This is a genomic window from Ferrovibrio terrae, assembly GCF_943372915.1.
GTDB classification, from domain to species: domain Bacteria; phylum Pseudomonadota; class Alphaproteobacteria; order Ferrovibrionales; family Ferrovibrionaceae; genus Ferrovibrio; species Ferrovibrio terrae_A.
Genome location: NZ_CALSAN010000002.1, coordinates 203,139 through 219,949 on the forward strand (window position 1 = coordinate 203,139; position 16,811 = coordinate 219,949).

Genomic DNA, 16,811 nt, shown 5'->3' on the forward strand with positions numbered 1-16,811 from the left:
TCCGATAGGCTGTGACGGCCGGCACAAATGCAAACGGCCGCCGGATTGCTCCGGCGGCCGCCTGGTCTTCCGTATGGAAGCGGTTTAGTTCGAGCGGGCCTTGTCGACCAGCTTGTTCTTGGCGATCCAGGGCATCATGGCGCGCAGCTTGGCGCCCACTTCCTCGATCGGATGCTGGGCCAGCTTGGCACGGGTTGCCTTGAACGAGGTCTGGTTGACCTTGTTTTCCAGCATCCAGTTGCGGGTGAAACGGCCGGACTGGATGTCTTCCAGCACGCGCTTCATCTCGGCCTTGGTCTCGGCGGTCACGATGCGCGGACCGGTAACGTATTCACCGTATTCGGCCGTGTTCGAGATCGAGTAGTTCATGTTGGCGATACCGCCTTCGTAGATCAGGTCTACGATCAGCTTCACTTCATGCAGGCACTCGAAATAGGCCATTTCCGGGGCGTAGCCGGCTTCCACCAGCGTCTCGTAGCCGGCCTTGATCAGCTCGACCAGGCCGCCGCAGAGCACGACCTGCTCGCCGAACAGATCGGTTTCGCATTCTTCCTGGAAGGTGGTCTCGATGATGCCGGCCTTGCCGCCGCCATTGGCCGAGGCATAGCTGAGCGCGATTTCCAGCGCGTTGCCCGAGGCATTCTGGTGCACGGCAACCAGCGACGGCACGCCGCCGCCCTTCAGGTATTCCGAACGCACGGTATGGCCCGGACCCTTCGGCGCGATCATGAAGACGTCAAGATCCTTGCGCGGCTCGATCAGGTTGAAGTGGATGTTCAGGCCATGCGCGAAGGCAAGGGCTGCGCCTTCCTTCATGTTGTCGCGCAGGTCGTTGGTCCACAGGTCGGACTGGCCCTCATCGGGGGTCAGCACCATCACCACATCGGCCCACTTGGCGGCCTCGGTGGGGGTCATCACCTTGAAGCCGGCTTCTTCGGCCTTCTTGGTGCCGGCCGAACCCTTGCGCAGCGCAACGGCGATATTCTTCACGCCGCTGTCCTTCAGGTTCATCGCATGGGCATGGCCCTGGCTGCCATAGCCAACGATGACAACCTTCTTGCCCTTGATCAGGTTCAGGTCCGCATCGCGGTCGTAGTAAACGCGCATCTCAGTCTCTCCTCGGGATAAAGCGTCGTTATTTCGTATCTGGTGAATTAGAGCGGCTTGGGGCCGCGGCTGATCGCCACCACGCCGGTGCGCGAGACATCGACCAGGCCGAGCGGCTTCATCAGCTCGACGAAGGCGGTGATCTTCTCCGGCGCGCCGGTCAGCTCGAAGACAAAGGATTCGATCGTGCTGTCGACGGCGCGGGCACGGAAGATGTCGGCGATGCGCAAGCTCTCCACGCGCTTCTCGCCGGTGCCAGCCACCTTGATCAGCGCCAGTTCGCGCGCGATATGCGGGCCTTCGACGGTGAGGTCATGCACGTTATGCACCGGCACCAGGCGGCCGAGCTGGGCCTTGATCTGCTCGATCACATTGGATGGGCCAGACGTGACCACCGTGATGCGCGACAGATGCGCTGCATCGGAAACCTCGGCCACCGTCAGGCTTTCGATATTGTAGCCGCGGCCGGAGAACAGCCCGACCACACGGGCAAGGATGCCAGGCTCGTTATCGACGAGCACGGACAGGATATGGGACTGGATCGGCTGCTGCGGCGCGGACATGGGACGTGTTCTTCTTTTTGCTGCTGGCCTCAGACGAGGGCCATGCCTTCTTCACTGACGGAGGCGTTGTTCGCATCCTTGGGCTTGTCGTCGGCGAGGATCATCTCGTTATGCGCCGCGCCCGAGGGTACCATCGGGAAGCAGTTCTCCGCCTTGTCGACGGCGACATCCACCACCACCGGGCCGTCGATGGCGATCATCTCCTTGATCACGCCGTCGAGATCGGCCGGATCGGTGACGCGCAGGCCACGGCAATGGAAGGCCTCGGCCAGCTTGACGAAATCGGGCAGCGATTCCGAATAGCTCTGGGAATAGCGGCCGCCATGCAGCAGCTGCTGCCACTGGCGCACCATGCCCATATATTCGTTGTTGAGGATGAACACCTTCACCGGCAGGCGGAACTGCGCCGCTGTGCCCAGCTCCTGGATATTCATCAGGATCGAGGCTTCGCCGGCAATATCCACCACCAGCTTGCCCGGATGGCCGAGCTGCACGCCGATGGCGGCCGGCAGGCCGTAGCCCATGGTGCCCAGGCCGCCCGAGGTCATCCAGCGGTTCGGCTTGTTGAACTTGTAGAACTGGGCCGCCCACATCTGGTGCTGGCCCACCTCGGTGGTGATGAAGGTGTCCTGGTCCTTGGTCAGCTCATACAGCCGCTCGATGGCGAGCTGCGGCTTGATGATCTTGGAATCCTTCTTGTACTTCAGGCTGTCGCGGGCACGCCACTGGTCGATCTGCTGCCACCACTTGTCCAGCGCCTTCTGGTTCGGCTTGTAGCCGCCCTGCTTCCAGGCCGCGATCATCTGCTCCAGCACGCGGCAGGCATCGCCGACGATATTGAGGTCGCAGCGCACGGTCTTGTTGTGCGAGGACGGATCGATATCGACATGGATCTTCTTCGAACCCGGCGAGAAGGCATTCAAGCGGCCGGTGATGCGGTCGTCAAACCGCGCACCGATATTGATCATCACGTCGCAATCATGCATCGCATGATTGGCTTCCCAGGTGCCGTGCATGCCCAGCATGCCGAGGAACTGCCGGTCGGTGGCGGGATAGCCGCCCAGACCCATCAGCGTGTTGGTGATCGGGAAGCCGGTGAGCTGCACGAATTCGCGCAGCAGCTCGGAGGCGCGCGGTCCGGCATTGATGATGCCGCCGCCAGTGTAGAAGACCGGACGCTCGGCAGCCGCCATCAGCGCAACCGCTTCCTTGATCTTGGCATCCTCGCCATCGACACGCGGGCGATAGGTCTTGTGGCGGATATTGTCCTTGGCCGTATAGGTGCCCTGGGCGACCTGGATATCCTTCGGCAGGTCGATCACCACCGGGCCGGGACGGCCGTTGGTGGCGACATAGAAGCCCTCATGCACGATGCGCGCGAGGTCATCGACATTCTTCACAAGGTAATTGTGCTTGGTGCAGGGCCGGGTGATGCCGGTGGTGTCGCACTCCTGGAAGGCGTCGTTGCCGATCAGATGGGTGGCGACCTGGCCGGTCAGGCAGACGATCGGGATCGAATCGAGCAGCGCATCGGTCAGGCCGGTCACCGCATTGGTGGCGCCGGGACCCGAGGTGACCAGCACCACGCCGGGCTTGCCGGTCGAGCGGGCATAGCCTTCGGCGGCATGCACGGCGCCCTGCTCATGGCGCACCAGGATGTGGCGGATCGCATTCTGCTTGAACAGCGCGTCATAGATCGGCAGCACGGCGCCGCCCGGATAGCCGAAGACCACCTCAACACCCTGATCGATCAGGGCCTTGATCAGCATTTCGGCACCAGACATCTGCTGACCCGGCATCTGGGCAGCCTGCGCAGCGGTAGACATGACAACCAATCCTTTTGGCAATCCGCCAAAACATTTCGGCAATCCGTTGGGCGGACTGCCCTTTTAGACGAAAATCGGCCGGAACACGCCGTTCCGGCCGTTGAAAATCGGCGCCAACCTAAACGGCCACTCCGCGCACGGTCAATAGGTATCTCACAATGAATGGAAAGATTTCTGCCTCCAGGTTGAAATTTTCTTGCTGACTTAAGTCTTTTTCCACAACCAGGTCGGCGGCGAACTGGTGCCGGAACCAGGTGGTCTGCCGTTTGGCATAATGGCGGGTGTTGAGCTGGCCGATGCGGATCGCCTCATCCAGGCCGATCTCCCCCTTAAGATATTGTATCAGCTCGGGAAGTCCATGGGCCTTGCGCATCGGCGCATCGGCCGGGATGTCGTGGCGCGCCAGCACGGCGCGTGCCTCGTCCAGCGCCCCCGCCGCCAGCATGCCCTCGAAACGCCGGTCGATCCGCTCATAGAGCGCGGTGCGCGGCGGCTGCAGCAGCAGCCGGAACACCGGATTGGCCAGCGGCGGCTCCGCCGGGGTATCGGCCTGCCAGGCCGCCAGGCCGCGGCCGGTGGCCTGCAGCACCTCCCATGCCCGCACCAGCCGCTGGCTGTCGCCGGCTTTCAGCTGGGCAGCGGTAACCGGGTCGCCAGCAGCCAGCGCCGCATGCAGGGCGGCCGGACCTTCTGCGTCCAGCCGGGCTCGCGCCGCGGCACGGATATCGTCCGGGATCACTGGAATTTCGGCCAGCCCCTCGAACAGGCTGCGCAGATACATGCCGGTACCGCCCAGCAGGATCGGTACCCGGCCCTCGGCAATCGTCTCGGCAATCGCCTGCCGCGCCAGCCCGACCCAGACCGCCGCCGTGCCATGGGTGGCACCATCCAGCACGCCATAGAGGCGGTGCGGCACCTGGGCCATTTCCACATCGGTCGGCCGCGCCGTCAGCACCCGCAGGTCCCGATACACCTGCATGCTGTCGGCATTGATGATGGTGCCGCCGACCCGCTCGGCCACGGCGATGCCGAGCGCCGACTTGCCGCTGGCGGTGGGGCCGGCGAGCACGATGATCGGGGCTTTACTCGGGTCCATATGAAAGGCCTATCGGTTGCGCCGCCCCTTTTACAGGCCTAGAAGTGGCGCATGCAAAACATTCTCAGCCTGATCACCGCGCCCCATAACGCCGTGCTGACGCCAAGGCTGGCCAGTGCCGTGCGCGATGCGCTGGCGCTCGCCCGCGGCCGGGTCGGACCGGCCGACTGGCTCGATGCCGGCATCGCCTGCGACATTCCCTTCGATGGCGTCGAGCTGAAAGAGGCTGAAAAGGTGGCACGCATCGCGCTGCGCAATGCACCGGTCGATGTGGTGGCCCAGGCCAATACGCCCACCCGCCGCAAGAAGGCGCTGGTGGCCGACATGGAATCGACCATCATCCGCAACGAGATGCTGGATGAACTGGCCTACCTGGCCGAGATCGGCGAGCAGGTGGCCGAGATCACGCGCAAGGCGATGAATGGCGAACTCGATTTCTATGCCGCGATCCGTGAGCGCGTCGCCCTGCTGAAGGGCCAGCCGGCCAGCCTGCTGGACGATGCTGCCAAGCGCATCAAGCTGATGCCGGGCGCCTCTGTGCTGATCAACACGCTGAAAAGCCATGGCGTGCACACGGCGCTGGTTTCGGGTGGCTTCGATTACTACACCCAGCCGATCGCCGAGCAGCTCGGCTTCGACGAGCAGCAGGCCAATCACATGATTCTGGAAAACGATGTGATTGCCGGCATCGCCGAGCCGATCCTGGGCAAGGAAGCCAAGCTGGAAGCGCTGCAGCGCGTGGCGAAAGCCAGGGGCATCGACGTCAGCGACTGCATCGCGGTGGGCGATGGCGCCAACGACCTCGCCATGCTGGGGGCCGCCGGTTTCGGCGTCGCCTATCACGCCAAGCCAGTGGTGCAGCAGCAGGCCAAGATCAACATCCGCCACGGTGACCTCAGCGCCCTGCTCTATCTGCAGGGCTATCGCGCCGACGAGATTTTCGGGCGCGGCTGATCCACACCCGTCGTCCTCGGACCCAAGGAGCGTTTCTTGGCCGAGGACCTCTCTCCAATCTGCATAAGATGCTCGGGTCAAGCCCGAGCATGACGATTGTTCGATCGTTACCGCGCCGTCCAGCCGCCATCGATGGCAATCGACGTGCCGGTGATCGACTTTGCCGCATCGCCGCAGAGGAAGACTGCCAGCGCCGCAACCTCGTCCACCTCGACGAATTTCTTGGTCGGCTGGGCGGCGAGGATCACCTCGCGGATCACCTGCTCATGCGACATCTTGTGCACCTTGGCCTGATCCTCGATCTGGTTTTCCACCAGCGGCGTGCGCACATAGCCCGGGCAGATCGCATTCACCGTGATGCCGGCCTCGGCCACTTCCAGCGCGACCGACTTGGTCAGGCCGACCTGGCCATGCTTGGCCGCCACATAGGCCGACTTGAACGGCGAGGCGATCAGGCCATGCGCCGAGGCGATGTTGACGACGCGCCCCCAGCCTTTCTTCTTCATGCCAGGCAGCGCCGCCTTGATGCAGTGGAAGCTGGAGGAGAGGTTGATGTTCTGGATCGCCTCCCATTTCGCCTCGGGGAATTCATCCACCGGGGAGACGAACTGGATGCCGGCATTATTGACCAGGATATCGACGCCGCCGAGGCCGTCGGCGGCCTTTTTCATGAAGGCGGCAATCGCCTCGCCCTTGCTCATGTCGGCGCCGTCATAGAGCACCTTGACGCCGAATTCCGCCGCCAGCCCGGCGCGCAGCTTTTCGATCTCGGCGGCATCGCCGAAGCCGTTCAGCATCAGGTTGCAGCCTTCCTTGGCCAGCGCCCGGGCGATCCCCAGGCCGATACCGCTGGTGGAACCGGTGACGACGGCGGACTTGCCTTTCAGCATGGGGCGACCTTTCTTATACGGCTGGAGAGTATGGCCGGAGCCTAGCGGAAAAGCGGGGCTTTTGCCTAGCCGTGGCCCTCTCCAGGCGATGCCCCAGGGGGCCTGAGCCTTGCAGCCCCGGCGCCCCCATGGGATACCAGATGAGAGCATTTCAGGCGCGTTTTTCAGGAGCTTTTTCCGCATGCTGAACCGCATTACCCAGCCCGCCGACAGCCGGCTCGATGACGAAGACGACGACAAGCCGGAGAAGAACGGCGAGGCCGAAAAGGCCAAGAAGGAAAATCCCGGCATCGAGGAGCGCCTGTTCAAGGCGCGCACCATCCTGATCTATGGCGGCATCGACCAGAAGATCGCCAAGGAAGTCTCGGCCCGCCTGCTCGCCCTGCAGTCGGCCAGCGACGATCCGATCACCATTTTCATCAACAGCCAGGGCGGCCATGTCGAATCGGGCGACACGATCTATGACATGATCAAGTTCGTGAAGCCCGATGTGCGCATCGTCGGTACCGGCTGGGTGGCCTCGGCCGGCGCGCTGATCTTTGCCGCGGCGAAGAAGGAAAACCGCTTCTCGCTGCCCAATACCCGCTTCCTGCTGCACCAGCCGTCCGGCGGCGCCGGCGGCACGGCTTCGGATGTCGCCATCCAGGCCAAGGAAATCATCCGCATGCGCAAGCGGCTGAACGAGATCTTCGCCCGCGAAACCGGCCAGACGCTGGAGCGCGTTGAGAAGGACACCGACCGCGATTACTGGATGAGCGCGGAGCAGGCCGTGGAATACGGTCTGGTCGGCAAGGTGATCCAGAATGCCCGCGAACTCGACTGAGTAAATACGTATCAACTATGAAAGGGAAAGCGGCATCGCTCTGTGTTGCCCTTTCCCTTTTTACTTTTTCGGGTCTCGCGCAAACCTACCCGCCGCCGGACCACCCCTATTTCCAGGCCCTCGCCCGCATCTGTCCGGCGAAGCAGCTTGAAAACCTCAATCCCGGCCTTGCCGTCGAGAGCATACTCGCCTTCCCGGAGACCCTTACCGCTGCACGCGCCAATGTCTTGCGGGCTGAAGCCAAGGCAGATCACGATGCCTGTGAGGTCGGATCAGCCTGCGTGAATGCCGCCTATATCAAGGCCGCTGGACGCCTGAGCATGGCAGATGACCTTGCCCGTCATGTCTGCGCCTTGCCTTATCGCTGCACAGCCCCTTTCGAGTGTCAGAGCGAATAACAGCTACGCCGCAAGTATTTTCAGTTCGGCCTCACCTGCATCGCCTGCCACCAGCACATGGCCGGGCGGCACCGGCAGCCACTTCTGCGGATGTTCATCCAGCGGTTCGGACACGATGGTGAGCCGCCCCTCGTCCATATGCCAGTACAGGCTGGGCGGTTCGGCATCGCTGGAATAGCGGATGGCATAGACGGCGCGACCATCGGTGAGCGAGGCCGTCATGCGGAAAGCCTCGGTGATGCCATCGTCCCGCATCAGCCGCCGCACATCGGCGATTGCCGCCGCAATCGCCGCCAGCGGATCGCGGTCGAGCCCGTGCTTCAGCATCAGGTAGAAGATCGCCTCTGAATCCGTGGTGCCGAGCCGCTGTTCATAGAGCGCATCCGGGATCAGTGCCTCCAGACGGCGGCGCAGCTTCGCATAGCCGCCGATCTGGCCGTTATGCATGAACAGCCAGCGGCCATTGGCGAAGGGGTGGCAGTTGGCGCGCGAGGTGGCGGTGCCGGTGGAGGCGCGCACATGCGCCATGAACAGGCCCGAGCGGACCTGATGCGCGATGCTGCGCAGGTTGGGATCGTTCCAGGCTGGCAGAATGTCGCGATAAGTGCCCGGCAGGTCGCGCTCGGCATACCAGCCCACACCGAAACCATCCCCATTGGTGGCCACTGCCGCCTTGCGGGCATGCAGACTCTGCTCGATCAGCGAATAGCGTGGCGCGAACAGCAGGTCTTCCAGATAGATCGGATCGCCCCGATAGGTGAGCCAGCGGCACATCGCGTTTCTCCCGGATTCGTTTAATCGAATTCTACGGGAGAAGAATGTTTTATGTCAGGGTTGAGCTTTGGTAACGCCAGCCGCCTGCAGAGCGGCGATCTCATCGCCCGCATAACCGATCTCACGCAGGATGGCTTCGGTCTGCTCACCGATGCGCGGCGCAGGATGGCGATGCGCCGGTGCAGTATCCGACCACCGGCTGGGCACCGCCAGGCCGCGCAGCGCCCCTTCGGTGGGATGTTCGGTTTCCTCGAAAAAGCCGGTGGCATTGAGATGCGGATCGGCCAGCAGATCCTCGAAACTGTTCATCTTCGCCACCGGGATATCGGCCTCGCCCAGCAGCACCAGCCAGTCGGCAGTGGAACGCTTGCGCATCTCGGTCGCGACGATGGCATAGAGCTCGCCGATATGGGCAGTGCGGCTGGCGAGGTCGCGAAAACGCGGATCGTTGTCGAGGTCAGCCTCGCGGCCGGCAATGCGGAAGAACTTGCGCCAATGCGCATCGGTATAGAGTAGCACGCAGACATGGCCATCGGCGGTCTGGAACGGCCGGCGGTCCGGTGCCATCAGCCGGGCATAGCCCATCGGGCCTTCCGCCGGCCGGAAGGTTTCACCATAGAGATGATCCGACAGCACGAATTGCGCCATGGTCTCGAACATCGGGATATCGACCGCCTGGCCCTGCCCGCTGCGCTCGCGCGCGTACAACGCCGCGCAGATCGCGCCCATGGCATAAAGCCCCACCGTGCGGTCGCTGATATTCATCGGCGCATAGCGCGGCTCGGCATTCCCGGCCCGCTGCAGCGCGCCGGGAATGCCGCTGGCACCCTGGATCAGGTCGTCATAAGCCGGATAGGCCGCATAAGGTCCGCTACGGCCATAGCCGAACATGCCGGCATAGATCAGTCGCGGATTGACCGCGCGCAGATCGTCATAGCCCAGCCCCAGCCGGGCCATCGCCTGCGGCCGGATATTATAGGTCAGCACATCGGCGGTGCGGCACAGATCCATCACCGCCTTGCGGCCCAGCGCATGCTTGAGATCGAGCACGATACTGCGCTTGTTGCGGTTGGCATGCAGATAGAGCGGCCCCATGGCGCGGTCGCCATGCGGCCCGGCACGCCGCATCACATCGCCCTGCGGCGATTCCACCTTCACCACATCGGCACCGAAATCGGCCAGCATCTGGGTGGCATAGGGCCCCATCAGCACAGTGGTGAGGTCGATGATGCGCACGCCATCCAGCGGACCGGCCATGGCGGGTTTCCTCAGTAGGATTTCGGCAGGCCGAGCACACGCTCGGCGATGAAACACAGGATCAGCTGCGGACTGATCGGCGCGATGCGCGAGATCAGCACTTCGCGCAGGTAACGCTCGACATGATACTCCCTGGCATAGCCATAGCCGCCATGGGTCATCACCGCCTGCTGGCAGGCCTTGAAGCCCGCTTCACCGGCCAGGTATTTCGCCGCATTGGCCTCGGCGCCGCAGGGCTGGCCGGCGTCATACAGCGAGGCCGCCTTGAACACCATAAGGTTGGCGGCTTCCAGTTCCATCCAGTTCTGCGCCAGCGGATGCTGGATGCCCTGGTTCATGCCGATGGGGCGGTCAAAGACAATGCGCTCCTTGGCATATTGCGTGGCGCGGGCCAGCGCGACACGGCCAAGCCCGACCGCCTCGGCGGCGATCAGGACGCGCTCGGGGTTCATGCCATGCAGGATATAGTCGAAACCACGGCCTTCCTCGCCGATGCGGTCGGCCACCGGCACCTTCAGCCCGTCGATGAACAGCTGGTTGGAATCGACGCATTTGCGCCCCATCTTGTCGATCTCGCGCACCTCGACGAAGCGGCGATCGAGATCGGTGTAGAACAGGCTGAGCCCCTGCGTCGGCTTAGTCACCTGCTCCAGCGGTGTGGTGCGAGCCAGGATCAGCATCTTCTCGGCCACCTGCGCGGTGGAGATCCAGACCTTGGCGCCCGACAGCACATAATGGTCGCCGTCGCGCACCGCCTTGGTCTTCAGCTTGGTGGTGTTGAGGCCGGCATCGGGCTCGGTGACGGCGAAGCAGGCTTTCTCCCGGCCGGCGATCAGCGGCGGCAGCATGCGCTGCTTCTGCTCTTCGGTGCCGAACACCACCACCGGATTGAGGCCGAAGATATTCATATGCACGGCCGAAGCGCCGCTCAGGCCGGCGCCGGATTCGGCAATCGCCTGCATCATGATCGCGGCTTCGGTGATGCCCATGCCGGCGCCGCCATAGGCCTCCGGGATGCAGATGCCCAGCCAGCCGTCTTTCGCCAGCGCCTGGTGCAGATCATGCGGGAAACCGCCCGCATGATCGCGCTCCAGCCAGTATTCGTCGCCGAACCGCGCGCAGATGCGGCTCACCGCCTCGCGGATCGCCTGCTGGTCGGCGTTGAACTGGAAGTCCATGGTGCTATTCCGCCTCGATGCCGGCGTCTTTCACCAGCTTGGCCCATTTGACCAGCTCGGAGCGGACGAAGGCATCCAGTTCGGCCGGGGTGCTGGTGAAGGCATCGAAGCCGATCTGGGCGAGTTTATCCTTCACCTCGGGCCGGGCCACGATCTTCACCAGTTCGGCATTCAGGCGGGCGACGATCTCGGCGGGCGTGCCGGCGGGCGCGAAAACGCCATTCCACGAATTGAGATCGAAATTCGGCACGCCAGCCTCTTCCATCGACGGCAGGTCGGGCACCAGTGCGCTGCGCTTGGCGGTGGTGACGGCGAGCGCGCGCATGCGGCCGGCCTTGACGTTGCCGATGCCCGACGCGAGATCGGTGAACATCATCGTCACCTGGCCGCCCATCACATCGGTCATCGCCGGCGGCGTGCTCTTGTATGGCACATGCAGCAGCTCGATCTTGTTGGCCAGCCCGAAGGTCGCGCCGGCGACAATGCCGGTGCTGTTGCCGGTGCCATACGACACCTTGCCCGGATTCTTGCGGGCATACTCGATCAGGTCTTTCACCGATTTGATCGGCAGGTCGGGATTGACCACCAGCATGAACGGCAGGTTGCCCATGCGTGATACCGGCGCGAAATCCTTCACCGGATCGTAGCTGATCTTCTTCATCAGGCTGGGATTGGCCGAATGGGTGGTGTTGGTGGTCATGAACAGCGTGTAGCCATCCGGCGCCGCGCGGGCGACGAATTCGGCGGCAATCGCGCCATTGGCACCGGGCTTGTTGTCGACGATGACCTGCTGCCCCAGCGCATCGGTCAGGTTCTGCGCGGTGATGCGCGCCACCGCATCGGTGCCGCTGCCGGCGGCAAAGGGCACCACCAGCTTGACCACCTTATTCGGATAGGCCTGGGCCAGGGCGGCAGATGACAGCAGCAGGGCCGCAGCAAAGGTGGCAAGAGTTCTGATCATTGGTGTTTCCTCCGGTTTTTTGTTCTGTGTTGTGCAATCGTCAGGCCGGGCGGATCACCCGGTCGGGATTTTCCTCATAGGGCGGCGCATAGATCACCAGCACCTTCACCGGCTCGTCGCTGAGCACGGTGAAGGTGTGCTGCTGATCGGGCGGGAAGAAGCAGCAGTCACCGGGGCCCAGTTCGCAGACCTCGCCGGCGACTTCGGCACGCGCGCGGCCTTCCAGCATGTAGCAGACCTGTTCGATGCCGGGATGCGCATGGGGCAGCGCGCCCTTGCCCTTCTCGATCACGCCGAGCAGCACCTCCAGCTGTTCGGCGCCGACGGTTTCGCGGCCGATCAGGCGGCGATTCAGCGTGCCGACATGATTGGCCGGGTGATAGCCGGGCACCTCGCCGGCACGAATGAAATAGCGGCGCTTGGTCATGGTCTCAGCTTTCGTCCGTGAGGGTGGCGCAGGCGGCCCGCAGCATTTCGCCATAGGCGGCAAGATGCGGCTCCATGCGATAGAGCGGCCCGGCCACCGAGATCGCATACCAGTCGCGGTTCAGGCGCAGCGCACAGGCGACGGCGGCCAGATCGGCCACGCTCTCGCCAGCATTGACCGCCCAGCCGCGTTGCGTGATCGCCTCCATCTCGCGCTCGAATGCTGCCGGGCTGCTGAGTGTGCGCGGCGTCGGCGCCGTCCAGTCGTAATCCTTCAGCAGCCGGGCCCGTTCCCCCTGCGGCAGGGCCGCGAGCAAGGCCTTGCCGAGCGAATTGGCATGTGGCTGGCGGAACTCGCCGATGCTGGCGATGTAGCGGATGCGCTGCTGCGATTCCGCCACGTCGAGATAGAGCACCCGGGCGTCCTGCAGCTTGCCGACCACGGCGGTCTCGCCGGTCTGGTCGCGCAGTTCCAGCAGGGTCGGCCGGATACGGTCGAGCAAGGGATCGCTGGCGGCGATCTGCTCGGCCACGGCCTGCAGGCGGCGGGTCGGGTAATAACCGCTGCGGCGCTGCACCTCGTAGATATAGCCGCGGTTCTGCAGGGTCTGGACCAGGGCAAAGCAGCTGGAGACCGGGATGGCGAGCAGCCGCCCCAGTTCGGACAGCGGCAGCGGCCGGCCCTCGCGGGCGAAGGTTTCGAACAGGTCGAGGGTGCGGACCGCTGTTTTCACATTCATGAAAACTATTTCAATATACGGAAATCGATTCGGTCAAGCCGTTGGCCGCCGCAGGCATAAAAAAAGCCCCGGGGGTCACCCGGGGCTTTGGGGTCCGGCAGGGGCCGGGATCAGGATTTCAGCGGCACCGGCACGAAGCGCGGCTCGCCCGAACGCTGGATCTGCAGCAGCGCCACCTTGCGCTTGGCATCCTTCAGCGCCTTGAGCATCTCCACCGCATCCTCGGTGTTGCGGATCTCCGACTGCGCCATCTCGATGATCACGTCGCCCACGCGCACATCGCGCTTGGCCGCCGGGCCATCGGCCTCGACATCGGTGATCACCACGCCCTTCACGTCATCCTTGATGTCGTGCTTCTGGCGCAGCTCCTTGGTCAACGGCGCGACACGCACGCCGAGATCGGCCAGGTCGGTCTCGTTGCGGCCGGCTTTCGGCCGGGCCGCATCGGCCTTCTGGCTGTTCTCCTGCTTGGCCGATGCCATGGCGGCTTCCAGCTCGCCCAGCGTCGCCTTCACGGTCTGCTTCTTGCCCTTGCGGATAATCTCCACATTCACGCTCTTGCCCACCGGCGTCTCGGCGACGCTGCGGGTCAGCGCGTTGGTGCTGGCAATCGCCTTGCCGTCGAAGCTGGTGATCACGTCGCCGGAGTCGATGCCGGCCTTCTGGGCCGGGCCGCCGGGCACGACCTTGGCGACCAGCGCGCCGCGCGCCTGCTGCAGGCCGAGCGCCTCGACCATCTCGTCGGTGACCGACTGGATCTGCACGCCGAGCCAGCCGCGCTTGGTACGGCCGAATTCGATCAGCTGCTGCACCACCGGACGGGCCAGGTTGGCCGGCACGGCAAAGCCGATGCCGATCGAGCCGCCCGACTGCGAGAAGATCGCGGTGTTGATGCCGATGACATTGCCGTCCTTGTCAAACAGCGGGCCGCCGGAATTGCCCTTGTTGATCGAGGCATCGGTCTGCAGGAAGTCGTCGTAGCGGCCGGCATTGATGTCGCGGCCACGCGCCGAGATGATGCCAGCGGTGACGGTGCCGCCCAAGCCAAACGGATTGCCGATGGCCAAAGTCCACTGCCCGACGCGGATCTTGTCGGAATCGCCCCAGTTCACCGCCGTCAGCGTGCGGCCCTTGGGCTCGACCTTCAGCACGGCGATATCGATTTCCGGATCGCGGCCAACCACCTTGGCTTCCAGTTCGGTGTTGTCATGCAGGATGACGCGCACCTGGTCGGCCTCGGCGATCACGTGGTTGTTGGTGACCACATAGCCGCGGGCATCGATGATGAAGCCCGAGCCGAGCGAGGAGACCTGGCGCGGCGGCCGGTTGCCCTCGCCGCGCTGCTGGCGCTCGAAGAACTCCTTGAAGAAATCCTCGAACGGCGAACCCGGCGGGAATTGCGGCAGGCCCTCGGGCATGCCGCCCTTGTTCTGCACCGTCTGCGTGGTCGAGATATTGACCACCGCCGGCAGCAGTTTCTCCGCCAGATCGGCGAAATCACCTTCCGGTGCGCGGGCCTGGGCAGCCGAAGCCAGCCCGAGACCGAGCAGAAGGCTTGCCGCCAGAGCAGTATTCCGGATCAGGCGAACCTGTGTCATCGCACCCATATACCCTCCTCGCTGCCGCTGTCGCGGCAGCCCGACGCTTAGCGACCAGCCGGACGCCGCGGCGTGCCGGTCGGGCTTTCAAAATACCGGAAGAACTCGGAATCCGGTGACAGCACCATGGTGGTGTCGCCCGGCTGCAGCACCTTGGTATAGGCCTGCAGCGACCGGTAGAAGTTGTAGAATTCCGGGTCGCGATTGGCGGCTTCCGCGAAGATCTTGGTGCGTTCGGCATCGCCTTCACCACGCAGGATTTCCGAGCGGCGACGCGCATCGGCAATCAGGATGGTGCGCTGGCGCTCGGCCTCGGCCCGGATCTTTTCCGACAGCTCGAAGCCGGTGGCGCGCTGCTCATTGGCCTCGCGCTGGCGTTCGGTCTGCATGCGGCGGAAGATCGCCTGGCCGATGGTATCGGGGAAGTCGGCGCGCTTGATGCGCACGTCGACCAGCTCGATGCCGAGGCGGCGGCTGTCTTCCTGCAGCGTGGTGGTGACCTGCTGCATGGCGGCCGGACGATCGCCCGAGATGATCGTGCTGGCATCCAGGCGGCCGAAGGCGCCGCGGAAGGCGTTGGCCACCGATGGCGACAGGCGGCCGCGCAGGCCAAGCTCGTTGCGGACGGTCTGATAGAACAGCAGCGGATTGGTGATGCGATAGCGCACGAAGCTGTCGACCACCAGGCGGCGCTGGTCGGAGGTCAGGATTTCCTCCGGCTGCGCGTCGAGGCCGAGAATGCGCTTGTCGAAATAGACCACATCCTGGATCAGCGGGATCTTCACATTCAGGCCGGGCTCGGTGATGACCCGGCGCGGATCGCCGAACTGCACCACCAGGGCCTGCTGGGCCTGGTGCACGGTGAACAGCGATGCCTTGACCAGGAAGCCGAGGGCGACCAGGACGATGACGACGATGGTGAGGAGCGAACGGTTCATGATGCGTCTCCTCTCTTAGCGCTGCTGCGCCGGTTGCTGGCGCTGCTTTTGCAGCTCCGGCAGCGGCAGATACGGCACCACGCCGCTGCCGCCATTCTGACCGTCCACGATAACCTTGGTCGTGCCGCGCATGATCGATTCCATGGTTTCAAGATACATGCGCTTGGTGGTCACATCCTTGGCCTGGCGGTATTCGGCATAGACCTGGCTGAAGCGGCTGGCATCGCCCTGGGCATTGGCAATGGTTTCCTGCTTGTAGGCTTCCGCCTGCTGCAGCAGGCGCTGCGCCTCGCCGCGGGCACGCGGGATGATGTCGTTACGATAGGCTTCCGCCTCGTTCTGCGCACGCTCACGGTCGGCCTGGGCCGACTGCACGTCGCGGAAGGCATCGATCACCGAAGCCGGCGGTTCGGTACGCTGTAGCGCCACCTGGGTGACGACAACGCCGGCACTGTAGCCATCGAGCACCGCCTGCATCACGCGGCGGGTGTCGTCGGCGATCTTGGTGCGGCCTTCGGTCAGGATGAACTGGATGTTGTTCTTGCCGACCACTTCGCGGATGGCGCTTTCGGCCACCTGCTTGATGGTACGCGACGGCTCGACGACATTGAACAGATACTGGCCGGCATCCTTCACCTGCCACAGCACGGTGAAATCGATGTCGACGATATTTTCGTCGCCGGTCAGCATCAGGCTTTCTTCCGGCACATCGCGCTGCTGCACGCCGCGCGTGGGCGACTCACCCAGGCTGCGGAAGCCGATTTCCTCGCGGTTCACGCTGGTCACTTTCGGCGTCAGCACGGAATCAACCGGCCAGGGCAGGCGATAGCGCAGGCCCGGTTCGGTCACGGCATGCACCTTGCCGAAGCGCAGCACCACGCCCTGTTCGTCGGTATCGACGCGGTAGAAGCCGGTGCCGAACCAGATCGCCACCGCGACCAGGATCAGTAACAGGATACCGCGGCCGGAAACGTCGCCACCGGGCAGCATGCCGCGGAACTTGTCCTGGCCACGTCGCAGGATTTCCTCGAGGCTGGGCGGATTGGGGCCGCCAAACGGGCCGCCGCCATTGCCGCCACCCGGGCCACGCCCGCCGCCACCGCCCTGGCCCCAGGGTCCACGACCGCCGCCACCGCCGCTGCCGCCACCGCCAAAACCCCCACCTTGATTGCTCCAGGGCATCCCACTGTCCTTCTTTGCCTACCCGTCCGATGCGACCATGGACGGCGCTGCGGCGGAAAATTTGCGTTATTACCCGGTCGTCAAGATCACCCGGTCTTCA

At 64.1% G+C, this 16,811-nt stretch carries 17 protein-coding genes; 3 read left to right on the forward strand and 14 right to left on the reverse strand.

Annotation, left to right across the window (positions count from 1 at the left end; genetic code table 11):
- Positions 1–84: 84 nt before the first annotated feature.
- The 4 genes from ilvC to miaA form a co-directional block, all read right to left on the reverse strand.
- A complete protein-coding gene (gene ilvC, locus AAG821_RS02515) occupies positions 85–1,107 on the reverse strand; it encodes a ketol-acid reductoisomerase (protein ID WP_341909596.1) in 1,023 nt (340 codons plus the stop codon).
- Positions 1,108–1,154: 47 nt separating this feature from the next.
- Complete coding sequence (gene ilvN, locus AAG821_RS02520) at positions 1,155–1,670, reverse strand: acetolactate synthase small subunit (protein WP_341909593.1); 516 nt, start codon at positions 1,668–1,670, stop codon at positions 1,155–1,157.
- A gap of 29 nt (positions 1,671–1,699) precedes the next feature.
- Entirely contained in the window at positions 1,700–3,469 is a 1,770-nt protein-coding gene (locus AAG821_RS02525) for an acetolactate synthase 3 large subunit (RefSeq protein ID WP_341909686.1), read from the reverse strand.
- Between the two features lie 145 nt (positions 3,470–3,614).
- Positions 3,615–4,592, reverse strand: coding sequence for a tRNA (adenosine(37)-N6)-dimethylallyltransferase MiaA (gene miaA / locus AAG821_RS02530; protein ID WP_341909591.1), 978 nt, complete (start codon positions 4,590–4,592; stop codon positions 3,615–3,617).
- Between the two features lie 51 nt (positions 4,593–4,643).
- Here miaA and serB point away from each other — a divergent pair, with 51 nt between their 5' ends.
- On the forward strand, positions 4,644–5,546 hold the full coding sequence (serB, locus tag AAG821_RS02535) for a phosphoserine phosphatase SerB (RefSeq protein ID WP_341909589.1): 903 nt from the start codon (positions 4,644–4,646) through the stop codon (positions 5,544–5,546).
- A gap of 107 nt (positions 5,547–5,653) precedes the next feature.
- Here serB and AAG821_RS02540 read toward each other — a convergent pair whose 3' ends face one another.
- Positions 5,654–6,436 carry a 3-hydroxybutyrate dehydrogenase gene (locus AAG821_RS02540; protein WP_341909587.1) on the reverse strand — a complete coding sequence of 261 codons (783 nt, stop codon included), beginning with the start codon at positions 6,434–6,436 and terminating at the stop codon, positions 5,654–5,656.
- Between the two features lie 181 nt (positions 6,437–6,617).
- Between AAG821_RS02540 and AAG821_RS02545 the strand changes: the two genes are divergently transcribed.
- Together AAG821_RS02545 and AAG821_RS02550 are read left to right on the forward strand one after the other, a co-directional pair.
- A complete protein-coding gene (locus tag AAG821_RS02545; RefSeq protein WP_341909585.1) occupies positions 6,618–7,259 on the forward strand; it encodes an ATP-dependent Clp protease proteolytic subunit in 642 nt (213 codons plus the stop codon).
- A 17-nt stretch (positions 7,260–7,276) separates the two neighbouring features.
- Positions 7,277–7,657 (forward strand): hypothetical protein, encoded by a 381-nt coding sequence (locus AAG821_RS02550; protein ID WP_341909584.1) that lies wholly within the window; start codon positions 7,277–7,279, stop codon positions 7,655–7,657.
- 3 nt (positions 7,658–7,660) lie between these two features.
- Here AAG821_RS02550 and AAG821_RS02555 read toward each other — a convergent pair whose 3' ends face one another.
- From AAG821_RS02555 to hflK, 9 genes are all read right to left on the reverse strand, one after another.
- Positions 7,661–8,431 (reverse strand): class II glutamine amidotransferase, encoded by a 771-nt coding sequence (locus AAG821_RS02555; protein ID WP_341909582.1) that lies wholly within the window; start codon positions 8,429–8,431, stop codon positions 7,661–7,663.
- 54 nt (positions 8,432–8,485) lie between these two features.
- Complete coding sequence (locus AAG821_RS02560) at positions 8,486–9,688, reverse strand: CoA transferase (RefSeq protein WP_341909580.1); 1,203 nt, start codon at positions 9,686–9,688, stop codon at positions 8,486–8,488.
- A gap of 11 nt (positions 9,689–9,699) precedes the next feature.
- Complete coding sequence (locus AAG821_RS02565) at positions 9,700–10,866, reverse strand: acyl-CoA dehydrogenase family protein (protein WP_341909579.1); 1,167 nt, start codon at positions 10,864–10,866, stop codon at positions 9,700–9,702.
- A gap of 4 nt (positions 10,867–10,870) precedes the next feature.
- Positions 10,871–11,827, reverse strand: coding sequence for a tripartite tricarboxylate transporter substrate binding protein (locus AAG821_RS02570; protein WP_341909577.1), 957 nt, complete (start codon positions 11,825–11,827; stop codon positions 10,871–10,873).
- Positions 11,828–11,867: 40 nt separating this feature from the next.
- A complete protein-coding gene (locus AAG821_RS02575; protein WP_341909575.1) occupies positions 11,868–12,254 on the reverse strand; it encodes a cupin domain-containing protein in 387 nt (128 codons plus the stop codon).
- A 4-nt stretch (positions 12,255–12,258) separates the two neighbouring features.
- Positions 12,259–12,993 carry an IclR family transcriptional regulator gene (locus AAG821_RS02580; RefSeq protein ID WP_341909573.1) on the reverse strand — a complete coding sequence of 245 codons (735 nt, stop codon included), beginning with the start codon at positions 12,991–12,993 and terminating at the stop codon, positions 12,259–12,261.
- 110 nt (positions 12,994–13,103) lie between these two features.
- Entirely contained in the window at positions 13,104–14,600 is a 1,497-nt protein-coding gene (locus AAG821_RS02585; protein WP_341909572.1) for a DegQ family serine endoprotease, read from the reverse strand.
- Between the two features lie 38 nt (positions 14,601–14,638).
- Entirely contained in the window at positions 14,639–15,529 is an 891-nt protein-coding gene (gene hflC / locus AAG821_RS02590) for a protease modulator HflC (RefSeq protein WP_341909570.1), read from the reverse strand.
- Between the two features lie 15 nt (positions 15,530–15,544).
- Positions 15,545–16,711 (reverse strand): FtsH protease activity modulator HflK, encoded by a 1,167-nt coding sequence (hflK, locus tag AAG821_RS02595; RefSeq protein WP_341909567.1) that lies wholly within the window; start codon positions 16,709–16,711, stop codon positions 15,545–15,547.
- Between the last annotated feature and the right edge of the window lie 100 nt (positions 16,712–16,811).

Bases quoted from the DNA above. Each gene is read 5' to 3' on its own strand.
- ilvC (WP_341909596.1), bottom strand. From the start codon at position 1,107: ATGCGCGTTTACTACGACCGCGATGCGGACCTGAACCTGATCAAGGGC.
- ilvN (WP_341909593.1), bottom strand. From the start codon at position 1,670: ATGTCCGCGCCGCAGCAGCCGATCCAGTCCCATATCCTGTCCGTGCTC.
- AAG821_RS02525 (WP_341909686.1), bottom strand. From the start codon at position 3,469: ATGCCGGGTCAGCAGATGTCTGGTGCCGAAATGCTGATCAAGGCCCTG.
- miaA (WP_341909591.1), bottom strand. From the start codon at position 4,592: ATGGACCCGAGTAAAGCCCCGATCATCGTGCTCGCCGGCCCCACCGCC.
- serB (WP_341909589.1), top strand. From the start codon at position 4,644: ATGCAAAACATTCTCAGCCTGATCACCGCGCCCCATAACGCCGTGCTG.
- AAG821_RS02540 (WP_341909587.1), bottom strand. From the start codon at position 6,436: ATGCTGAAAGGCAAGTCCGCCGTCGTCACCGGTTCCACCAGCGGTATC.
- AAG821_RS02545 (WP_341909585.1), top strand. From the start codon at position 6,618: ATGCTGAACCGCATTACCCAGCCCGCCGACAGCCGGCTCGATGACGAA.
- AAG821_RS02550 (WP_341909584.1), top strand. From the start codon at position 7,277: ATGAAAGGGAAAGCGGCATCGCTCTGTGTTGCCCTTTCCCTTTTTACT.
- AAG821_RS02555 (WP_341909582.1), bottom strand. From the start codon at position 8,431: ATGTGCCGCTGGCTCACCTATCGGGGCGATCCGATCTATCTGGAAGAC.
- AAG821_RS02560 (WP_341909580.1), bottom strand. From the start codon at position 9,688: ATGGCCGGTCCGCTGGATGGCGTGCGCATCATCGACCTCACCACTGTG.
- AAG821_RS02565 (WP_341909579.1), bottom strand. From the start codon at position 10,866: ATGGACTTCCAGTTCAACGCCGACCAGCAGGCGATCCGCGAGGCGGTG.
- AAG821_RS02570 (WP_341909577.1), bottom strand. From the start codon at position 11,827: ATGATCAGAACTCTTGCCACCTTTGCTGCGGCCCTGCTGCTGTCATCT.
- AAG821_RS02575 (WP_341909575.1), bottom strand. From the start codon at position 12,254: ATGACCAAGCGCCGCTATTTCATTCGTGCCGGCGAGGTGCCCGGCTAT.
- AAG821_RS02580 (WP_341909573.1), bottom strand. From the start codon at position 12,993: ATGAATGTGAAAACAGCGGTCCGCACCCTCGACCTGTTCGAAACCTTC.
- AAG821_RS02585 (WP_341909572.1), bottom strand. From the start codon at position 14,600: ATGGGTGCGATGACACAGGTTCGCCTGATCCGGAATACTGCTCTGGCG.
- hflC (WP_341909570.1), bottom strand. From the start codon at position 15,529: ATGAACCGTTCGCTCCTCACCATCGTCGTCATCGTCCTGGTCGCCCTC.
- hflK (WP_341909567.1), bottom strand. From the start codon at position 16,711: ATGCCCTGGAGCAATCAAGGTGGGGGTTTTGGCGGTGGCGGCAGCGGC.